Consider the following 17181-nt stretch of genomic DNA (forward strand, 5'->3'; position numbering starts at 1 on the left):
TATCAAATTATATAATTTAAAAACCGCCTCATTAATTGAAGCGGTTTTTTTTCGAAAAGTCACCATCCCAAAACCAAAACCGTTATTTTTGAAAATGCGAAAAATCATAATTTTATTTCTGCCCATTTTTATATTTTTTTCCTGCAAAGATCCTTCGGCCACACGGGAAATTTCTGAAGAAAATAAACAGGAGTTGCAGATCACTAAAATTGGTTACGCCAAAGGTTTTGATATTGAATATTTTGATGGATACGAAGTAATTACCTTGAAAAATCCGTGGCCGGGAACCGATAAAATCTTCAGATATGCTTTAATTGAAGAAAATGCTTCGCGCCCTACAAATCAAGATTTTGATGCCGTTGTGCAATTGCCCATCAAAAAAATTGTGGTGACCTCAACAACGCATATTCCTTCTTTGGAAATGCTCGGGGTTACAAAAACGTTGAAAGGTTTTCCAAATCTCGATTACATTTCTTCAGAGCAAACCAGAAAACGTATTTCAGAAGGAAAAATTAGGGAGCTCGGAAAAAACGAAGCTTTAAATACTGAAATTTTAATTGATTTAGAACCGGATGCGGTGATAGGTTTTGCCGTGGACGGGAATAACTCTACATTCAATACCATCCAAAAAATGGGGATCCCGGTTATTTATAATTCGGACTGGACGGAGACTTCTCCCCTCGGAAAAGCAGAATGGATCAAATTCTTCGGCATACTTTTCAACAAAGAAAGGGAAGCAGACAGCATTTTTTCAGAAATTGAAAGCGAATATCTTTCCGCGAAAAAAATTGCAGCCAATAGTACAGAAACGCCCACGGTAATCAGTGGCGCGCTGTATAAAGATATTTGGTATATGCCACAGGGCGAAAGTTGGGGTGCGCAATTTATTGCCGATGCCAATGGCAATTACCTTTGGAAAAATTCAAAAGGAACCGGAAGTATTTCACTCAATTTGGAAGCTGTGCTTGAAAAAGGAAGTACCGCCGACTATTGGATTGGCCCCGGTCAATTTACAAGTTTGGATAAAATGAAAAATTCAAATTCAGTTTATCCACAATTTTTGGCTTTCCAAAAGGGAAATGTATATACCTACAGCCTTAAAAAAGGCGAAACCGGTGGACTTTTATACTACGAGTTGGCGCCAAACAGGCCAGATTTGGTATTGAAGGATATCATTAAAATTCTGCATCCCACGTTACTTGAAAATCATCAATTTTATTTTTTTGATAAATTGAATTAATGCAGACCGACTCCCAGTATAAAGGTTATTTCGTACTATTGATTTTTCTATTGATCGCCATGTTTTTTGTAAATATCAGTAGCGGATCAGTATCCATTCCCATCAATGAGATTTTTAATGCTTTTTTCGGGAGTGGCGCGAGCAAACAAACGTGGCAATACATTTTAATAGAATACAGATTGCCCAAAGCCATTACCGCAATACTCGCTGGCGGCGGTCTCGCCGTCTCCGGATTGTTGATGCAGACGCTTTTTAGAAATCCCTTGGCTGGACCCTTTGTTTTGGGTTTGAGTAGCGGCGCAAGTCTGGGCGTTGCAATTTTAATTTTAGGGGCGAGCACATTCGGTGGCTTCTTGGGAAGTTTATTATTGAGCGAATGGAGCTTGGTACTTGCGTCTGCCTTGGGCAGTTTTTTGGTACTTTTATCAGTGCTGGCAGTAACCTTCAAAATAAAGGATACTATGGCAATTTTGATAATTGGGTTAATGTTCGGCAGCGTAACTTCAGCAGTAGTATCCGTGCTATCCTATTTCAGCAATGCGGAACAATTGCAACAATATATTTTTTGGTCCTTTGGCAGCTTGGGAAACCAGTCCTGGAGCGGAGTCTCTATATTATGTCTCTGCTTTTTTGTGGGTTTATTTCTGGCAATTTTCAGTAGCAAATCGTTGAATGCGCTACTTTTGGGTGAAAATTACGCCAAAAGTATGGGGCTCCAAATTAAGAAAACCACCTTTGTTATTATTTTGGCAACCAGTATTCTAGCAGGAAGTATCACAGCATTTGTGGGACCCATTGCTTTTGTGGGATTGGCCGTGCCACATTTGGTTCGTCAATTTTATAAAACTTCAAATCATTTCATTTTATTACCGGCCGTCTTACTATGCGGTGCATTGTTAATGCTTGCCTGCGACACTGTGGCGCAACTTCCATTCAGTGAATTGACCCTTCCCATTAACGCCATAACTTCCCTCATTGGCGCGCCCGTGGTCATTTGGCTATTGGTACGAAAACGTAAACTTTTTTTCTAAAATGATTTCTGAAGAAAAAAATATCATTCTAAAAGCACAAAATTTATCAGTGGGATATTCTGATAAAAAGAAGAAACTTATTATTTCTAAGGATATCAATTTTGAAATAAAAAAAGGCGAATTGGTCGCGCTTGTAGGTGCAAATGGCATTGGAAAATCCACACTTTTGCGCACCCTGTCCGGGATGCAACAGCCGCTGGACGGAACTATTACAATTAATGAAAATCTGCTTCAGAATCATTCTTCTTTTGAATTGGCAACACAATTAAGCGTTGTCCTCACGGAAGCGCCCGCTTCAAAAAATCTTTCAGTCGTGGAATTCATCTCACTGGGAAGACAACCCTATACAAATTGGATTGGCACTCTTTCAGAAAAAGATAAAGATGCGGTAAATTATGCATTAAATGCCACTGAAACCGCAGAACTTTCCCACAGAAAATGTTTTGAACTCAGTGATGGACAAATGCAGCGTGTAGCGATTGCCCGTGCGCTGGCGCAGAATACGCCCATAATAATACTCGATGAGCCCACTACGCATTTGGATATTTATCACAGAGCTTACGTACTTAAATTGCTGAAAAACTTAGCTTCGGAAAATGGTAAAACCATAATTTTTTCAACACACGAAATTGATTTGGCCATCGCGCTTTCAGATAAAATGTTGGTGATGACAGGGGAATTGGTTCATTTCAACTCACCTAAAAAGTTAATTGAAGCAGGAAATTTTAATTCATTATTTCCAAAAGAAATTATTGATTTTGACGCCCAATCGGGAAGATTTACCATTCGGAAATAATTATATTTACTGTAATTGTTATTCAAATGAACGAAACTTTTTTATTCCTACTTCTTGCTGCCATCTGCATATTGATCGGTGCTTTTGTGGGCAATTATTTTTCACGTTTGAAGCATACATCTGAAACCGGAAAACTGGAAGAGCGGCTTTTGAATGCAAAGCTGCAGGAAGAAAAATTGAATGAAAATTTTGAAAAAGTTTCTACGGAACGTGAAGAAATACGAAAAGAAAAAGAAATTTTAAGCAATCAATTATCCAGACAAAGCGCAGAATATGATTCACTCTACGCGCAACTTGAAAAGGAAAAAGAGCGCTTCAAAAATTTTGAAAATGATTTTAATGACAAGTTTGAAAATCTTGCCAACAAAATTTTGGATGAAAAATCGAGTAAGTTTACGCTTCAGAACAAAGAAAATTTGGCGATTATTTTAAATCCGCTTCACGAGAAAATCCAAAATTTTGAAAAGCGTGTGGAAGACACCCACAAAGAAAGCATTGACCGCCACGCAATGCTTCGGCAACAAATAATTGGATTGAAGGAATTGAATGAGCAGATGAGCAAAGAAGCCACCAATCTCACGAAGGCTTTAAAAGGCGATAGCAAAATTCAAGGAAATTGGGGCGAACTGGTCTTGGAACGTGTTCTGGAAAAGAGCGGTTTGGAGAAAAACAGGGAGTATTTTGTGCAAAATAGTTTTATCACGGACAGCGGAAAACGAGTTTTACCCGATGTGGTTTTGCATCTACCCGATAACAAAAAAATGATTATCGACTCTAAAGTTTCCTTGGTGGCCTATGAAAAGTTCGTAAATGAGGAAGAAGAAAATTTGCGTTCGCAATATTTGAGGGAGCACATTTCTTCACTGAAAAGGCATATCGAACAATTAAGCTCAAAAAATTATCATACTCTCTACAAAATTGAAAGTCCAGATTTTGTGCTTCTTTTTGTGCCTATAGAGACAGCATTTGCCGTGGCAATAAATAACGATACATCCCTTTATAATTGGGCCTTCGAGAAAAATATTGTAATCGTTACGCCATCAACCTTGCTCGCAACATTGCGAACGGTAGATAGTATGTGGACCAATGAAAAACAACAGCAAAATGCTATTGAAATTGCCACGCAAGCCGGTGCACTTTATGATTCATTTACCAATCTTACAGAAGATTTAATTAAAGTGGGGAAACAAATGGGTACGGTGCAAGGGAGTTATGAAAGCGCCATGAAAAAACTCACGGGCAAAGGAAATTTAATTACCCGCGTGGAAAAATTAAAGAAACTTGGAGCAAAAACCAATAAAAGAATAGATGATAAACTTCTAAAACGAGCTAATAATACCGATTAATTTTTTGAAATATGAAAAAAACACTTTTTATAATTTTGGGATGCCTCCTGGCGCTTTATTTATGCTATTTTGCGTTTGTATACTACGTGCCCTACAGCGAAGGAACGCGTGCTGGCGAACTTATAAAGTTCAGTAATCGCGGGGTTATGATAAAAACCTGGGAAGGCGAAATTAGTCAGGGGATAAGTGGGGCGCAAATCTTTTCTTTTTCAGTTTTGGATAAAAATGAAGATGTAATTGAAAAAATGAAGGAATATCAAGGGAGCTATGTAAAAGTCACTTATGTTGAAAGATATACCACCTTTGCATTTTGGGGCGATACAAAATATTTTATTACCGATGTGGTAAAGGAGAATTCACCACATTTCAATAGAAACTAACTTACTTTTTGGCGATTTTCAATGTAGCCTGAAGCGAGTTTGAAATAACTTTCACAAAGTATAGACCGCTGTTCAAGCGGCTCATATCAATTTGTGTATAGTTTCCACTACCCTTTCCCTCAGCAACCATCGACCCCAACACATTAAAAATCTGATACGAATCAACTTTATAGATCGAAAAAATTGTAAGGTCTGATTTAACTGGATTTGGATAAAAACTAAGATTTTTTACGAATTTGTCCTCCGTGCTTAATTTTTGAACAACCGTTACAGTGCCGTGCATCGCCGGGTTTGCATCATTTTGATAATCATTTGTGCCTGGCTGGGTAAATTTATACGAAAATTTATTGGAGCCTGTAACTACGCCACTATCAAAATTCTCTTTACTATCGGGGAGACTTGTCACACTTTTGGGCGAAGAATCTCGCCAAGACCAAGTAACGGTCTCACCAACTTCAATCGTTGGGCTGGCAATGGTTCCACTAATCGAATTTTCCCAAATAATCTCAACAGCACTTTGCGCTGAAATTATATTGTAAATTAGAAAAAATACACAGAAAGTAATTTTCCCCATAAATAAAGTAGTTAGTAGGTTTTACTTAAAAATACGAAAAAAATTAACACAAATATTGTTGTGTAAAAAACAACATCTATTTACTTAAATACATTTTCCGGCGCGAATATAAGTCATAAAATGCATCGTCCTTCAAATTATCTATAAAAAGTATGCTCTCTCCCGTACTCTTCATTTCAGGGCCCAATTGTTTATTAACGTTCGGAAATTTATTAAAACTGAAGACTGGTTGCTTTATGGCGTATCCTTCCAGTTGGGGGTTGAAATCAAAATCTGTGACTTTATTTTCGCCAAGCATTATCTTGGTTGCATAATTTACGTATGGTTCGCCGTAAGCTTTTGCAATAAATGGAACGGTTCGCGAAGCACGCGGATTGGCTTCAATTATATAAACCATATCATCCTTTATTGCAAATTGAATATTGATGAGCCCAACGGTGTTCAAAGCTTTTGCGATTTTAACCGTGTGATCCTTTATTTGCTGAAGTACAAATTCCCCTAAATTAAAAGGTGGCAATGTAGCGTTTGAATCTCCAGAGTGGATCCCGCAGGGTTCAATGTGCTCCATAATTCCAATAATATACACATTTTCGCCATCGCAAATGGCATCAGCTTCAGCTTCAATGGCACCATCCAAGTAATGGTCCAGCAATAGTTTGTTATTCGGGATTTTCCGAAGCAAATCGACTACGTGCTCTTCAAGTTCCTTCTTGTTGATAACGATTTTCATTCCCTGCCCGCCCAAAACATAGGAAGGCCTTATGAGTAAAGGAAAATCCAATTTATCAGACAGAACCATTGCTTCTTCTGTAGTTTCAGCGGTTCCAAATTCTGGATAGGGAATATTATTTTCTTTCAATAATGTTGAAAAACTTCCGCGATCCTCGGCCAAATCTAACGATTGGTAGGTCGTTCCCATAATTTTGATGCCGTATCTGTCCAATTTTTCCGCAAGTTTCAATGCCGTTTGCCCACCCAACTGAACGATTACGCCTTCGGGTTTTTCGTGACGGATAATATCGTAAATATGTTCCCAAAATACGGGTTCAAAATAAAGTTTATCCGCAACATCAAAATCTGTTGAAACCGTTTCGGGATTACAATTGATCATAATTGTTTCATAACCACATTCTGCCGCGGCAAGTACGCCGTGAACGCAGCAATAGTCAAATTCAATACCCTGCCCTATCCTATTTGGACCAGAACCAAGAACGATAATTTTTTTCTTTTCGGTTACAACACTGTCATTTTCTGAATAAGCTTTTCCATTTGGAAGCTGTATTTCATTTTCAAAAGTGGAATAATAATAAGGTGTTTGAGCCTTAAATTCAGCAGCGCAGGTATCAACCAATTTATAAACGCGCTGAATGTTCAATTCTTCACGTTTTTTATATACTTGACTTTCCAAACATTTCAGCATATGCGCAATCTGTCGATCGCCGTATCCTTTTTGTTTGGCTTCCAATAATAATTCACGCGGAAGCGTATCAAGATTGTATTTTGAAATTTCTTTTTCAAGAAGAAAAAGTTCTTCATATTGGCGTAGAAACCACATATCAATTTTTGTGATTTCGTGAATTCGCGTAAGCGGAATACCAATCTGTATGGCATCATAAATCACGAAAACACGATCCCAACTTGGGTTCTTTAGCTTATCAAGAATTTGTTCATAATTGGTATAGCTTTTCCCGTCTGCACCAATTCCATTTCGCTTTATTTCCAAAGACTGTGTTGCCTTATGAAGTGCTTCTTGAAAAGAGCGACCAATACCCATAACTTCCCCTACGGATTTCATTTGAAGACCCAACGTACGGTCCGAGCCTTCGAATTTATCGAAATTCCAACGTGGGATTTTTACGATAACATAATCCAAAGTAGGTTCAAATAAAGCTGAAGTTGTTTTGGTAATTTGGTTTTGTAACTCATCCAAAGTATATCCTATGGCGAGTTTTGAAGCAATTTTGGCAATAGGATAACCCGTTGCCTTTGAAGCTAATGCGGAAGAACGTGACACGCGAGGATTAATTTCAATGGCAATAATATCTTCAGCTTCATCTGGACTTACCGCAAACTGTACATTGCAACCACCAGCAAAATCGCCAATACTGCGCATCATATGGATTGCCATATCGCGCATTTTTTGGAAAGTCCTATCGCTGAGAGTCATCGCAGGAGCTACGGTAATAGAATCCCCGGTGTGAATACCCATTGGATCCATATTTTCAATAGTACAGATAATAACAACATTGTCATTATTATCGCGAAGCAATTCCAGTTCATATTCTTTCCACCCCATCATTGCCTTATCAATCATCACTTCGTGGATGGGCGAAATTTCCAATCCGTGGGAAAGAAGTGCATCAAAATCTTCTTCCTTATAAACAATGGATGCACCTGCCCCACCCAGTGTATAAGAAGCCCTGATAACCAAAGGAAACCCAAATTCCTGGGCAATTTCCTTTCCTTGAAGGTAGGAATTTGCAGTGGCCTGTGGCGCCATAGGTACGCCAATTTTCTCCATCAATTCCCTGAACTTTTCACGGTCCTCGGTAATATTGATGGCATCAATGTCGACCCCAATAATTTTTACATCAAAATCTTTCCAGATGCCTTTTTCGTCTGCTTCAATACATAAATTAAGCGCCGTTTGACCACCCATAGTTGGCAAAACTGCATCAATCTGTGGGTGTTCCTTCAAAATCTTGATTATTGATTTTGTATTCAACGGCAACAAATAAACGTGATCCGCCATTGCTGGATCGGTCATAATTGTTGCGGGGTTACTATTAATCAATATGGTCTCAATTCCATCCTCGCGAAGTGAACGTAACGCTTGTGACCCAGAATAGTCAAACTCGCAAGCTTGACCAATAACAATTGGGCCGGAGCCGATAATTAGAACTGATTTTAGGGAAGTGTTTTTAGGCATTTTGGTACTTTTTTCTAGGCTTTAAAATTACGATGCATTAGGGTATAAAAAAAAGGTGCTGCTTAGTAAACAACACCTTTTATATATTTTTTATCAACATTATTTTTTGTGACGTGCTTCAGAAGAAACCGTAAGTTTTTTTCTGCCTTTTGCTCTTCGGGCAGCCAAAACTTTTCTTCCGTTTACAGAAGCCATACGCTCTCTAAAACCGTGTTTGTTTCTTCTTTTTCTTTTCGATGGCTGAAATGTTCTTTTGCTCATTTTCTTATTCTTTAACTTCTGTAATATCGTTGTTCATCAATCTTATAAGGTACTACCTTAAAAGTCGGGTGCAAAAATACAAGAACTTTTTACACAGGCAAACCTTTTTCAAAAAAAATAATCTGCTTTCGAAATAGAATTTATTATTAGTTAATCTTAGTTATATAGAACTTTACACATTTTTTAATTTCAAAAAAGAAATAAATGTTTTGAACAATATAAAAATCTTCAATTTTATACCTTTGCAGGCCAATTAAAAAATTATTCATGTTCAATAAAAATATAAAGCTTGTACTTGCCGCTTTGGTCTTGGGCGCAGCCGTTTGGCAATTTACGGAAACAAATATTGGCAATGGAATAATGCTAATATTGCTATCACTCATATTCGTTTTTCTGTATTTTAAAAATGAAATGATATTATTGGCCTTCCTAAGACTTAGAAAACAAGATTTTCCAGGCGCAAAAGTATGGCTGGATAAAATAAAGAATCCGTCTGGAGCGCTTGTTCCTAAGCAGGAAGGTTATTACAATTACCTTAACGGTTTAATGGTTTCACAAACTAACATGAATGAAGCCGAAAAATATTTTAAAAAGGCGGAAAAACTTGGTTTGAATATGTCTGCAGATATGGCGATGACAAAATTGAACCTTGCCGGAATTGCAATGACAAAAAACAGAAAACGCGAAGCCGAATTACTTATGACGGAAGCTAAAAAATTGGATAAGCACAATATGCTGGATGACCAAATAAAAATGATGAAGCAAAATATGAAGCGGATGGGGCAGCCAAAACAGCACTTTGGTCGCGGCGGCCGAGGCGGAAGACCCTATTAACAGTACTCTAAAATTATAGGTTTAAATACCTGCATTTCAACGAGTTTTCTCGTGCGGTAATCGAAAAAAACTTTCAGTTTGACCTATACCCTGTACCTTTGCTACAATGCGTAGGCTTATGGATAGAAAACTACTTTTTTTCGTTTTATTGTTATCCATTTCCGCCCAATCACAGCATTTGGGTCAAAGGACTTTTTTTTCTGAAGCAATTGGTCTAAACATCAAAAAATACACAGCCAAATCTCAATTAGCTTATTTTGAACAAGATTTTGAACGGGCTGAAAATCTCTTCGATTCACTAATAAATAATGTTGTTAACGGAAGTTATCTTGACAATTTTAAAGTGCGCAGAATTTCCGGTAAAAAAATTGAGCTTTATCAATTTGAAAAACCGCTATTCTTAATGACCTATGCTTCGTGGTGCACCCCAGGTGTTGGCGAAATTCCCGCATTAAATGAAATTGCTGAAAAATATAATAGTGAAATTGACTTTGTAGTTTTATTCTGGGATTCCAAAGAAAACGTGAAAAAATCTACACGGGAATATTTCAGTAAAATACACGTTCTTTACGTTGACGAATTAGAAAACACTCACGATCACATTGTTGAGATAATGAAACACAGTCTAGGTTTTCCCACTTCGTTTTTTATAGATGAGAATAAGAAAATTGTGGATGTGAGACGCGGCGTACTGCACCCTTATAACGAACAATATGCCATTTCCTTTGAATTGAACTACAATTCCTTCCTAAACGGAATATCCCTTCTCAAAAATTTAGGTGACGCAAATGGTAGTGACATTGTTGCAAAAGAAAACCCATAGAATTTTATGGGTTCCCTTTTGTTTCTGACAGTTTTCTACAATGTATAATATCCTTTTTCCGGTATCTCTACATAATATTCTTTTCCCGAGGCATTTTTTAAATAAGTATCACGGAGCCAAGGATTATGCAATTTCAAAATCTTATAATTTATTCCGTATGGTTTTGACCATTCTGCCCAATCATCCACGGGCGTATTTACTTTAACCTTGTAGGTTGGGATTGGTTGATACAGATCTTTCTCCCTAAAGTTAAATCCATATTTTTTTGGGTTCGTCATAATTTCCTTTAACGCCAAAATCCTAAAAACATATCGGCTTGTTTCATCGTTAAGAAGTAGATTGTAATAACCTGTGGTATTCTGTCTATCCATTTGCTTATTCATTCCTGCAACCCCAGCATTGTAGGAAGCTGCCGCCATCGTCCAAGTCCCGAATTTCGCTTTCGATTTTTTTAAGTATTCCGCTGCTACCATCGTTGCCTTTTCAAGATCATACCGTTCATCCACATATTCATTAATTTCCAATCCGTACTCACTTCCAGTGGCTTTCATAAAATGCCAAATTCCAGAGGCTCCAACGGGGGAACTTGTGTATTCCAAACCGCTTTCAGCAACTGCTAAATATTTAAAGTCGTCTGGCAGACCATATTTTTTTAGAAGGGGTTCAATCAACGGAAAGTATTTATTGGCACGCTTAAAGAGCAACAATCCATTGGATTGCCAATAGGTATTCACCAATAATTCCCTATCCATACGCTCGCGTATGTCCGGATTTTCCAAAGGCACGGGTTCCCCAGCAAAGTCCATTTTCTCAGGCAAAGGAAGGGCGTAAACATTGTAATCGTTAACTAATTTTTCTTCCAAATTTTCATCTGTGGGCGCATTTTGCACTGCATTTATGCTTACGGCGCAAACAATAAAAATTCCAGTTGCCAGCCCAATTTTTCCTAACATATTCATACGTTCAATTTTTTTTAAAGATACTAATTCTGAATTTTATGTTCTCTTTATTCTTCAATAATATCCACCAGTTTTTGCGATATTTCTTTACCTCTTGTAATAATCATTATATGTGTGCCATCGTGTATAACCTTTGATTTTGAAATATTTTTGATAGGAAAAACTGGGTCTTTGTCCCCGTGCAGATGATAAACTTCTGAAATGGGATTTTTACGTGGCCAGTTTACCATATTAGCTATGGCCCAATCTAAATAATCTTTATCGCGGACGTGCAGATATTCTTGATAAATTGCCAACCTTTTGCGAGTTCTGGGACCAATGGCAAACTTCGTGAGATCTTTTGCACCAAGGACTAAGCGCGTGGGTATCAATTTGTACATCTTTGTGTTGCTTGCCCACTTCATACGCTTGGGAAGTTCATTCCTGGACTTAACACTAGAAATAATTATCAATTTTTTTAATTCCAAAAATTCACTCATTTCCTGAACCATAACACCACCGAAGGAAACTCCCACTAAAACTGAATTGTCATTTTCCACACGTTTCGCCATTCGCTTGGCATATTCCTGTAATTTTTCATTTTTCTTCGGGATTAACCATTCAAGAATATGTATTTCATAATCTTGTTCGGGAAGTTTTATATTTCTGAAAATTTCCTTCCCTGCAGCTAGACCTGGGACAAAATAAACGTGAGTTTTTTCAGATTTCATAAGTCTTTTGTGAATTTAATGGCATAGCCCAAAGATTATTCGTAAATTTACAAAGCAAAATGAATTTCACGAGGTTCTATTCGTAAAGTTGGTGTTTTCAAACCAAAATTTGAAATTTTGCTCTGTCAACTAGATTTTAATTATATCAGTGAATTTATATTCAAATGATTGTTCTCAATCACAGGCTTTCATTTGTAAAAACCTAAAAATGCCCCATTTCGTATATAAAATTAACCATCTTTCTTTTCAACCCATCATTGCTACTAGCTATGGATTGAATTTCAAACTTACCGCCAAAATACGAGTATATAATCTAAAAAAATTACAATGATCGAAGATGTAGAAATTACGGACAACGAATTTTTGAGACAATTTGAACTTGAAATTGGCGATAATATGGCCCGCATTGAATATGCGTTGCAGGACAGAAAAATTTTCTTAACAAAATATCATATGCCAGAAACGCTTGAAGAGCAAGGGTTTCGGGATATTTTTATTAAGGCGGTTTTTGAGGAAATAAAAGAACGTGGAATAAGTCTGGTACCTACAAGTCCCGAAATTGCTGGTTTTATGCGGAAAAATAGAAGAAAATATAAAAGCCTTCTTCCCGTGGGAATTAATATTTAGGCTAAAACGTTATTCAAAATTTCGATCCTAACCATTCCGTCTTCATCGATATTTGAAAGTGTAACCTCGTGTAATGTATTTACCAATTCTGGATTCCACGGATATTTTACCTTGACGTAGTTTTCAGTAAAACCGTGGATATAACCATACTTATTCTCACCTTCAAACAGCACGGTGCGATTTGTTCCCAACTGACTTTCGTAAAACGCTCTCCGCTTTTTTGCTGAAAGCCCGCGCAGCATTTTGCTTCGTTTATTTCTTACTTTCATAGGAACAACATTTTCCATTTCGGCAGCTGGTGTGTTATCCCTTTCAGAATAGGTAAAAACGTGAAGGTATGAGATATCCAATTCATCCAAGAAATGGTACGTTTCCAAAAAACACTCTTCAGTCTCGCCGGGAAAACCTACAATTACGTCCACGCCTATGCAAGCGTGGGGCATTACTTCTTTTATTTTGGAAACGCGTTCCGTATATAATTCACTCATATAACGGCGGCGCATCAACTTCAAAATATCGTTGCTTCCACTTTGTAAAGGAATATGGAAATGTGGTACGAAAGTTCTCGACTTTGAAACAAATTCAATAGTCTCGTTTTTCAAAAGGTTGGGTTCAATTGAAGATATTCGCAATCGCTCAATTCCGTCGACTTGATCCAATGCCTTTACCAATTCCAAAAAGGTGTGCTCGTGCTTTTTATTTCCGAATTCACCTTTTCCGTAATCGCCAATATTAACGCCGGTTAAAACAATTTCCTTTATGCCCTGTTTCGATATTTCAGAAGCGTTATTGAGCACATTCTCAAGCGTGTCGCTCCGCGAAATGCCACGCGCTAGCGGAATGGTACAATAGGTACATTTATAATCACAACCATCCTGCACTTTTAAGAAAGCACGCGTTCTATCGCCAATAGAATACGAACCCACGTAAAAATCAGCATCCTCAATTTCGCAGGAATGTACCTCTGCCCCATTTTTTGAGGTGCGATTGGGGTTGGCGAGCAAATCGTTTATATAATGTGTAAGTTTAAATTTTTCCGTGGCGCCCAAAACCAGATCCACACCTTCAACATCAGCGAGCTCGTGCGGTTTTAATTGGGCGTAACAGCCAACTGCTGCAACAAAAGCTTCGGGATTTATCTTTTGCGCCTGTTTTACAATGGTTTTAAATTTTTTATCGGCATTTTCAGTAACGCTACAAGTGTTGATTACATAAATATCTGCCGGCTCAGAAAACTCAACGCGCTCAAAACCTTCGCCCTCAAAACTTCTGGCAATCGTAGAGGTCTCGCTGAAATTCAGCTTGCAGCCCAGAGTGTAAAAAGCGACTTTTTTTGATGCGTCCATTATCGTACTTTTGGCAATTGTGGGGGCAAAAGTACAAACTTCTGCAAGAAAATACTGATAACTATTTTTTTTTTGAACCACCTTTTGCATTTTCTCTATTTTAGAAAAAGACTGATCAATAACTAAAGATGAATATAAATTTTATGGCTTGGTTCAAAATAGTTCATATGAATACTTTAGTCGCATATTCATTACTTTTTTTATTATCATTTTCTTGCTCCAAATATTCAGAAAAAGATAATGACCATCTCGTTTTCCGCTATAACGAACACGGCAATATTCCCACGCTAGACCCTGCATTTGCAAGAAATCCACAAGCTATTTGGCCTGCAAACCAACTCTATAATGGGTTGGTTCAACTCGATGATTCACTAAATTTAAAACCGGATATTGCAAAAAAATGGCTTATTAACGATTCTACGTTAACCTATACCTTTTTTCTTCGGGATGACGTTTATTTCCATAAGGATAAAGCCTTCGGAAAAGATTCCACGCGCAGGGTAAAGGCAAGCGATTTTGTTTACAGTTTTAATAGGCTGAAGGACGAGCGCGTTGCGTCTCCGGGAAGTTGGGTGCTTCAAAATGTAGAAAACTATTTAGCTGAAAATGATACCATCCTTCATATTCAATTGAAAAAACCTTTTCCCGCCTTTTTGGGGTTGCTTTCCATGCGCTATTGCTCCGTTGTTCCAAAGGAGGCCGTTGATTTCTACGGTAATAACTTCCGAAGAAATCCAGTGGGAACGGGACCGTTCCAGTTTAAAATGTGGGAAGAAAACGTAAAATTGGTTTTCAGAAAAAATCCATTGTATTTTGAAAAAGACAAAAACGGTAATCGGCTTCCCTATCTCGAGGCCGTAAGTATCACATTTTTGCCTGATAAGCAGAGTGAATTTCTGCAGTTTGCGCAGGGAAAAATCGATTTTATTTCTGGTTTGGATAATAGTTATAAAGATGAGTTGCTGACGACCCACGGGAAGCTTCAGAAAAAATATGCGGATTTGGCTTACATGCTTACAACTCCCTATCTCAATACGGAATATTTGGGTTTTTATCTAGATGCAAATTCGCCTGAAATAAAAAGCAAAGCGCTTCGGCAGGCAATTAACTATGGTTTTGATCGAAAAAAAATGGTAACGTATTTACGCAATGGAATGGGAATTGCCGCGAACAACGGCTTTATTCCCAAAGGTTTGCCTGGATTTGCGAACATCGATGGCTACACTTACCAGCCTGAAAAGGCAAGAGAACTTATCCAACAATATACATTAGAAACGGGTGACAAAAATCCCGAGATAATCATCGGGACCAATAGTCAATATCTGGACTTATGTGAATATATACAGCGGGAACTTGAAAAATTAGGAATTGCCGTGACCATAGATGTAATGCCTCCTTCAACGCTACGGCAAATGAAAAGTAGTGGCGAGCTAGATATATTTCGTGCCAGCTGGATTGCAGACTATCCCGACGCAGAAAATTATCTTTCACTTTTTTATAGTCCTAATTTTGCGCCCAACGGCCCCAATTATATGCACTTCAAAAATGAGGTTTATGACAGTCTGTACACGAAATCTCTATCTATTTCCAATATTTTGGAACGAAAGCAATTATACACAAAAATGGATTCCATAATTATTGCCGAAGCGCCCGTAGTACCTCTATTCTATGACATGGCCGTACGATTTGTAAATAAAAAAGTTTCAGGGTTGGGGATAAACCCCCAGAATTTTTTGGTCTTGAAACACGTTAAAAAAGATAGATAAATAAAATTGAAGTGCTTTTGCCAAATTAATTTCAATGGAATTTTAAATATCCAATTTTCTGATTTTAATTTTATATTTATCAGAATCAATAAAAAAAATAAAATGTTCGGTGTCGGTTTTGTAATGGATATGATTCAAACGCATAAAACAATAAGCGAAATCAAAAGACACTTTTTGATAAAGATGCCAACGGATTCAATTCAAACTACGGCAAAATTGTTGACCATAAAAAAATGTCTGCCCAAGAATTTGAAGAATTCAGGAAAAAATTAAAACAAAACGAATTACGCCGACAAAAAAATCTTGCGATTGTTTTCGGCGGCGTAATGCTCGTAATTATTGGTGTTGTTATTTACTTACTCTTTTTTGCTAACCTTTTCTCCACTTCGCAGTTTCTTCAAAAACGTGTTCCATAATTTTTGCATCTATTTCTGAAAATTCAATATTTCTGCGCGCCATTACTACTTTTGCCACTTCAAAAGCTTTATCTGTCTTAAAAGTTGTAAAACCACCGCTACCGCCCCAACTGAAACTGGGAACAAAATTACGCGGAAATCCGCTTCCAAAAATATTCGCGCTTACACCTACCACGGTGCCCGTATTGAACATGGTATTAATGCCGCACTTGCTGTGGTCGCCCATCATCAATCCGCAAAATTGAAGACCAGTCTTTGCAAACCCTTCACTTTCATAATCCCATAGGCGTACTTCGGCGTAATTGTTTTTTAAATTTGAATTGTTGGTATCCGCACCCAAATTGCACCATTCGCCCAGAACAGAATTTCCTAAAAACCCATCGTGGCCTTTGTTTGAATATCCAAAAATCACCGAATTATTCACCTCTCCCCCAACCTTACTGTGGGGGCCAACTGTGGTATTGCTGTAAATCTTCGCACCCATTTTTAGCGTGGAATTTTCGCAAAGCGCAAAAGGTCCACGCACTAGCGAACCTTCCATAATTTCTGAATCTTTACCTATATAAATTGGACCTTCGGAAGCATTGAGTGTACAGAATTCCAATTTTGCTCCTTCTTCGATAAATATTTGCTGCGCATTTTTTGTCCAAATTCCCTCAGGGATTTTTTGTGATTCCCTGCCTTGCGTAAGCATTTGAAAATCACGCTTTATCGCTTCGCCGTTTTTTGAGAAAATATCCCAGGTATGCTCAATTTTCAATATATCGTTATGCTGGTATTGAATAATATCGAACGTTTCAAAATCTATTTCTTGACCTTCTGAAGAAAAAAAAGCAATGGGCTCATCTTCAAAAAAAATCGCTTGATTTTCACTTAGGCTTTTTACAATAGCTGCCAAATTTTCAGAAGGTAAAAAGGCCGCGTTTATCAAAACATTACTTTCCAATTCCACGAATGGGTATTTTTCTGAAAGATAACCTTCTGTAATCGTGGTGGTTGAAGCCCCTAAAAAATATTCCCACTTTTCACGAATGGTTAAAATGCCCACACGAATTTCTGCCACCGGGCGCGTAAAGGTAAAAGGCAACAGCTGGTTGCGAACGTTTCCGTCAAAAAGGATGTAATTCATTTTTAAATTTTAAT

Annotated in this window: 16 protein-coding genes; 9 read left to right on the forward strand and 7 right to left on the reverse strand. The window is 37.7% G+C overall.

Features of this window, described 5'->3' with window-relative positions:
• The first annotated feature begins 94 nt into the window (after positions 1 to 94).
• From KIV10_RS08105 to KIV10_RS08125, 5 genes are read left to right on the forward strand one after another with little or no spacing between them, the layout of a single operon-like run.
• Positions 95 to 1240 (forward strand): ABC transporter substrate-binding protein, encoded by a 1146-nt coding sequence (locus KIV10_RS08105; protein ID WP_214113005.1) that lies wholly within the window; start codon positions 95 to 97, stop codon positions 1238 to 1240.
• Positions 1240 to 2271 carry a FecCD family ABC transporter permease gene (locus tag KIV10_RS08110; RefSeq protein ID WP_214113006.1) on the forward strand — a complete coding sequence of 344 codons (1032 nt, stop codon included), beginning with the start codon at positions 1240 to 1242 and terminating at the stop codon, positions 2269 to 2271. Before KIV10_RS08105 ends, KIV10_RS08110 begins: the two co-directional genes overlap by 1 nt.
• A 1-nt stretch (position 2272) precedes the next feature.
• Positions 2273 to 3067, forward strand: coding sequence for an ABC transporter ATP-binding protein (locus tag KIV10_RS08115; protein ID WP_214113007.1), 795 nt, complete (start codon positions 2273 to 2275; stop codon positions 3065 to 3067).
• A gap of 26 nt (positions 3068 to 3093) precedes the next feature.
• Positions 3094 to 4413: a DNA recombination protein RmuC gene (rmuC, locus tag KIV10_RS08120; protein ID WP_214113008.1), complete on the forward strand. Its 1320-nt coding sequence runs from the start codon at positions 3094 to 3096 to the stop codon at positions 4411 to 4413.
• Positions 4414 to 4424: 11 nt separating this feature from the next.
• Positions 4425 to 4793: a 6-phosphogluconate dehydrogenase gene (locus KIV10_RS08125; protein ID WP_214113009.1), complete on the forward strand. Its 369-nt coding sequence runs from the start codon at positions 4425 to 4427 to the stop codon at positions 4791 to 4793.
• A 1-nt stretch (position 4794) separates the two neighbouring features.
• Here the strand turns inward: KIV10_RS08125 and KIV10_RS08130 are convergent, their stop codons facing one another.
• From KIV10_RS08130 to rpmH, 3 genes are all read right to left on the reverse strand, one after another.
• Entirely contained in the window at positions 4795 to 5367 is a 573-nt protein-coding gene (locus tag KIV10_RS08130; protein WP_214113010.1) for a T9SS type A sorting domain-containing protein, read from the reverse strand.
• Between the two features lie 76 nt (positions 5368 to 5443).
• On the reverse strand, positions 5444 to 8296 hold the full coding sequence (carB, locus tag KIV10_RS08135) for a carbamoyl-phosphate synthase large subunit (RefSeq protein ID WP_214113011.1): 2853 nt from the start codon (positions 8294 to 8296) through the stop codon (positions 5444 to 5446).
• A gap of 99 nt (positions 8297 to 8395) precedes the next feature.
• Entirely contained in the window at positions 8396 to 8557 is a 162-nt protein-coding gene (gene rpmH, locus KIV10_RS08140; RefSeq protein WP_154193171.1) for a 50S ribosomal protein L34, read from the reverse strand.
• Positions 8558 to 8824: 267 nt separating this feature from the next.
• Between rpmH and KIV10_RS08145 the strand changes: the two genes are divergently transcribed.
• A complete protein-coding gene (locus KIV10_RS08145; RefSeq protein WP_214113012.1) occupies positions 8825 to 9391 on the forward strand; it encodes a DUF2892 domain-containing protein in 567 nt (188 codons plus the stop codon).
• A 118-nt stretch (positions 9392 to 9509) separates the two neighbouring features.
• Positions 9510 to 10214 (forward strand): TlpA family protein disulfide reductase, encoded by a 705-nt coding sequence (locus KIV10_RS08150; protein ID WP_214113013.1) that lies wholly within the window; start codon positions 9510 to 9512, stop codon positions 10212 to 10214.
• 35 nt (positions 10215 to 10249) lie between these two features.
• On the opposite strand, the gene KIV10_RS08155 is transcribed toward KIV10_RS08150, so the two are convergent.
• Together KIV10_RS08155 and KIV10_RS08160 are read right to left on the reverse strand one after the other, a co-directional pair.
• On the reverse strand, positions 10250 to 11173 hold the full coding sequence (locus KIV10_RS08155; RefSeq protein ID WP_214113014.1) for a lytic transglycosylase domain-containing protein: 924 nt from the start codon (positions 11171 to 11173) through the stop codon (positions 10250 to 10252).
• Between the two features lie 47 nt (positions 11174 to 11220).
• Positions 11221 to 11883: an alpha/beta hydrolase gene (locus tag KIV10_RS08160; RefSeq protein ID WP_214113015.1), complete on the reverse strand. Its 663-nt coding sequence runs from the start codon at positions 11881 to 11883 to the stop codon at positions 11221 to 11223.
• 327 nt (positions 11884 to 12210) lie between these two features.
• Between KIV10_RS08160 and KIV10_RS08165 the strand changes: the two genes are divergently transcribed.
• Positions 12211 to 12510, forward strand: a complete 300-nt coding sequence (locus tag KIV10_RS08165) for a GNAT family N-acetyltransferase (protein WP_214113016.1) — start codon at positions 12211 to 12213, stop codon at positions 12508 to 12510.
• Here the strand turns inward: KIV10_RS08165 and mtaB are convergent.
• On the reverse strand, positions 12507 to 13856 hold the full coding sequence (gene mtaB / locus KIV10_RS08170) for a tRNA (N(6)-L-threonylcarbamoyladenosine(37)-C(2))-methylthiotransferase MtaB (protein WP_214113017.1): 1350 nt from the start codon (positions 13854 to 13856) through the stop codon (positions 12507 to 12509). The two genes, KIV10_RS08165 and mtaB, sit on opposite strands and share 4 nt — an antisense overlap.
• A gap of 167 nt (positions 13857 to 14023) precedes the next feature.
• Between mtaB and KIV10_RS08175 the strand changes: the two genes are divergently transcribed.
• Positions 14024 to 15622 carry an ABC transporter substrate-binding protein gene (locus KIV10_RS08175; RefSeq protein ID WP_214113018.1) on the forward strand — a complete coding sequence of 533 codons (1599 nt, stop codon included), beginning with the start codon at positions 14024 to 14026 and terminating at the stop codon, positions 15620 to 15622.
• A gap of 369 nt (positions 15623 to 15991) precedes the next feature.
• Here the strand turns inward: KIV10_RS08175 and KIV10_RS08180 are convergent, their stop codons facing one another.
• Positions 15992 to 17167, reverse strand: a complete 1176-nt coding sequence (locus KIV10_RS08180; protein ID WP_214113019.1) for a GlmU family protein — start codon at positions 17165 to 17167, stop codon at positions 15992 to 15994.
• Positions 17168 to 17181 lie beyond the last annotated feature (14 nt).

The organism is Aequorivita echinoideorum (assembly GCF_018476645.1).
GTDB classification, from domain to species: Bacteria; Bacteroidota; Bacteroidia; order Flavobacteriales; family Flavobacteriaceae; genus Aequorivita; species Aequorivita echinoideorum.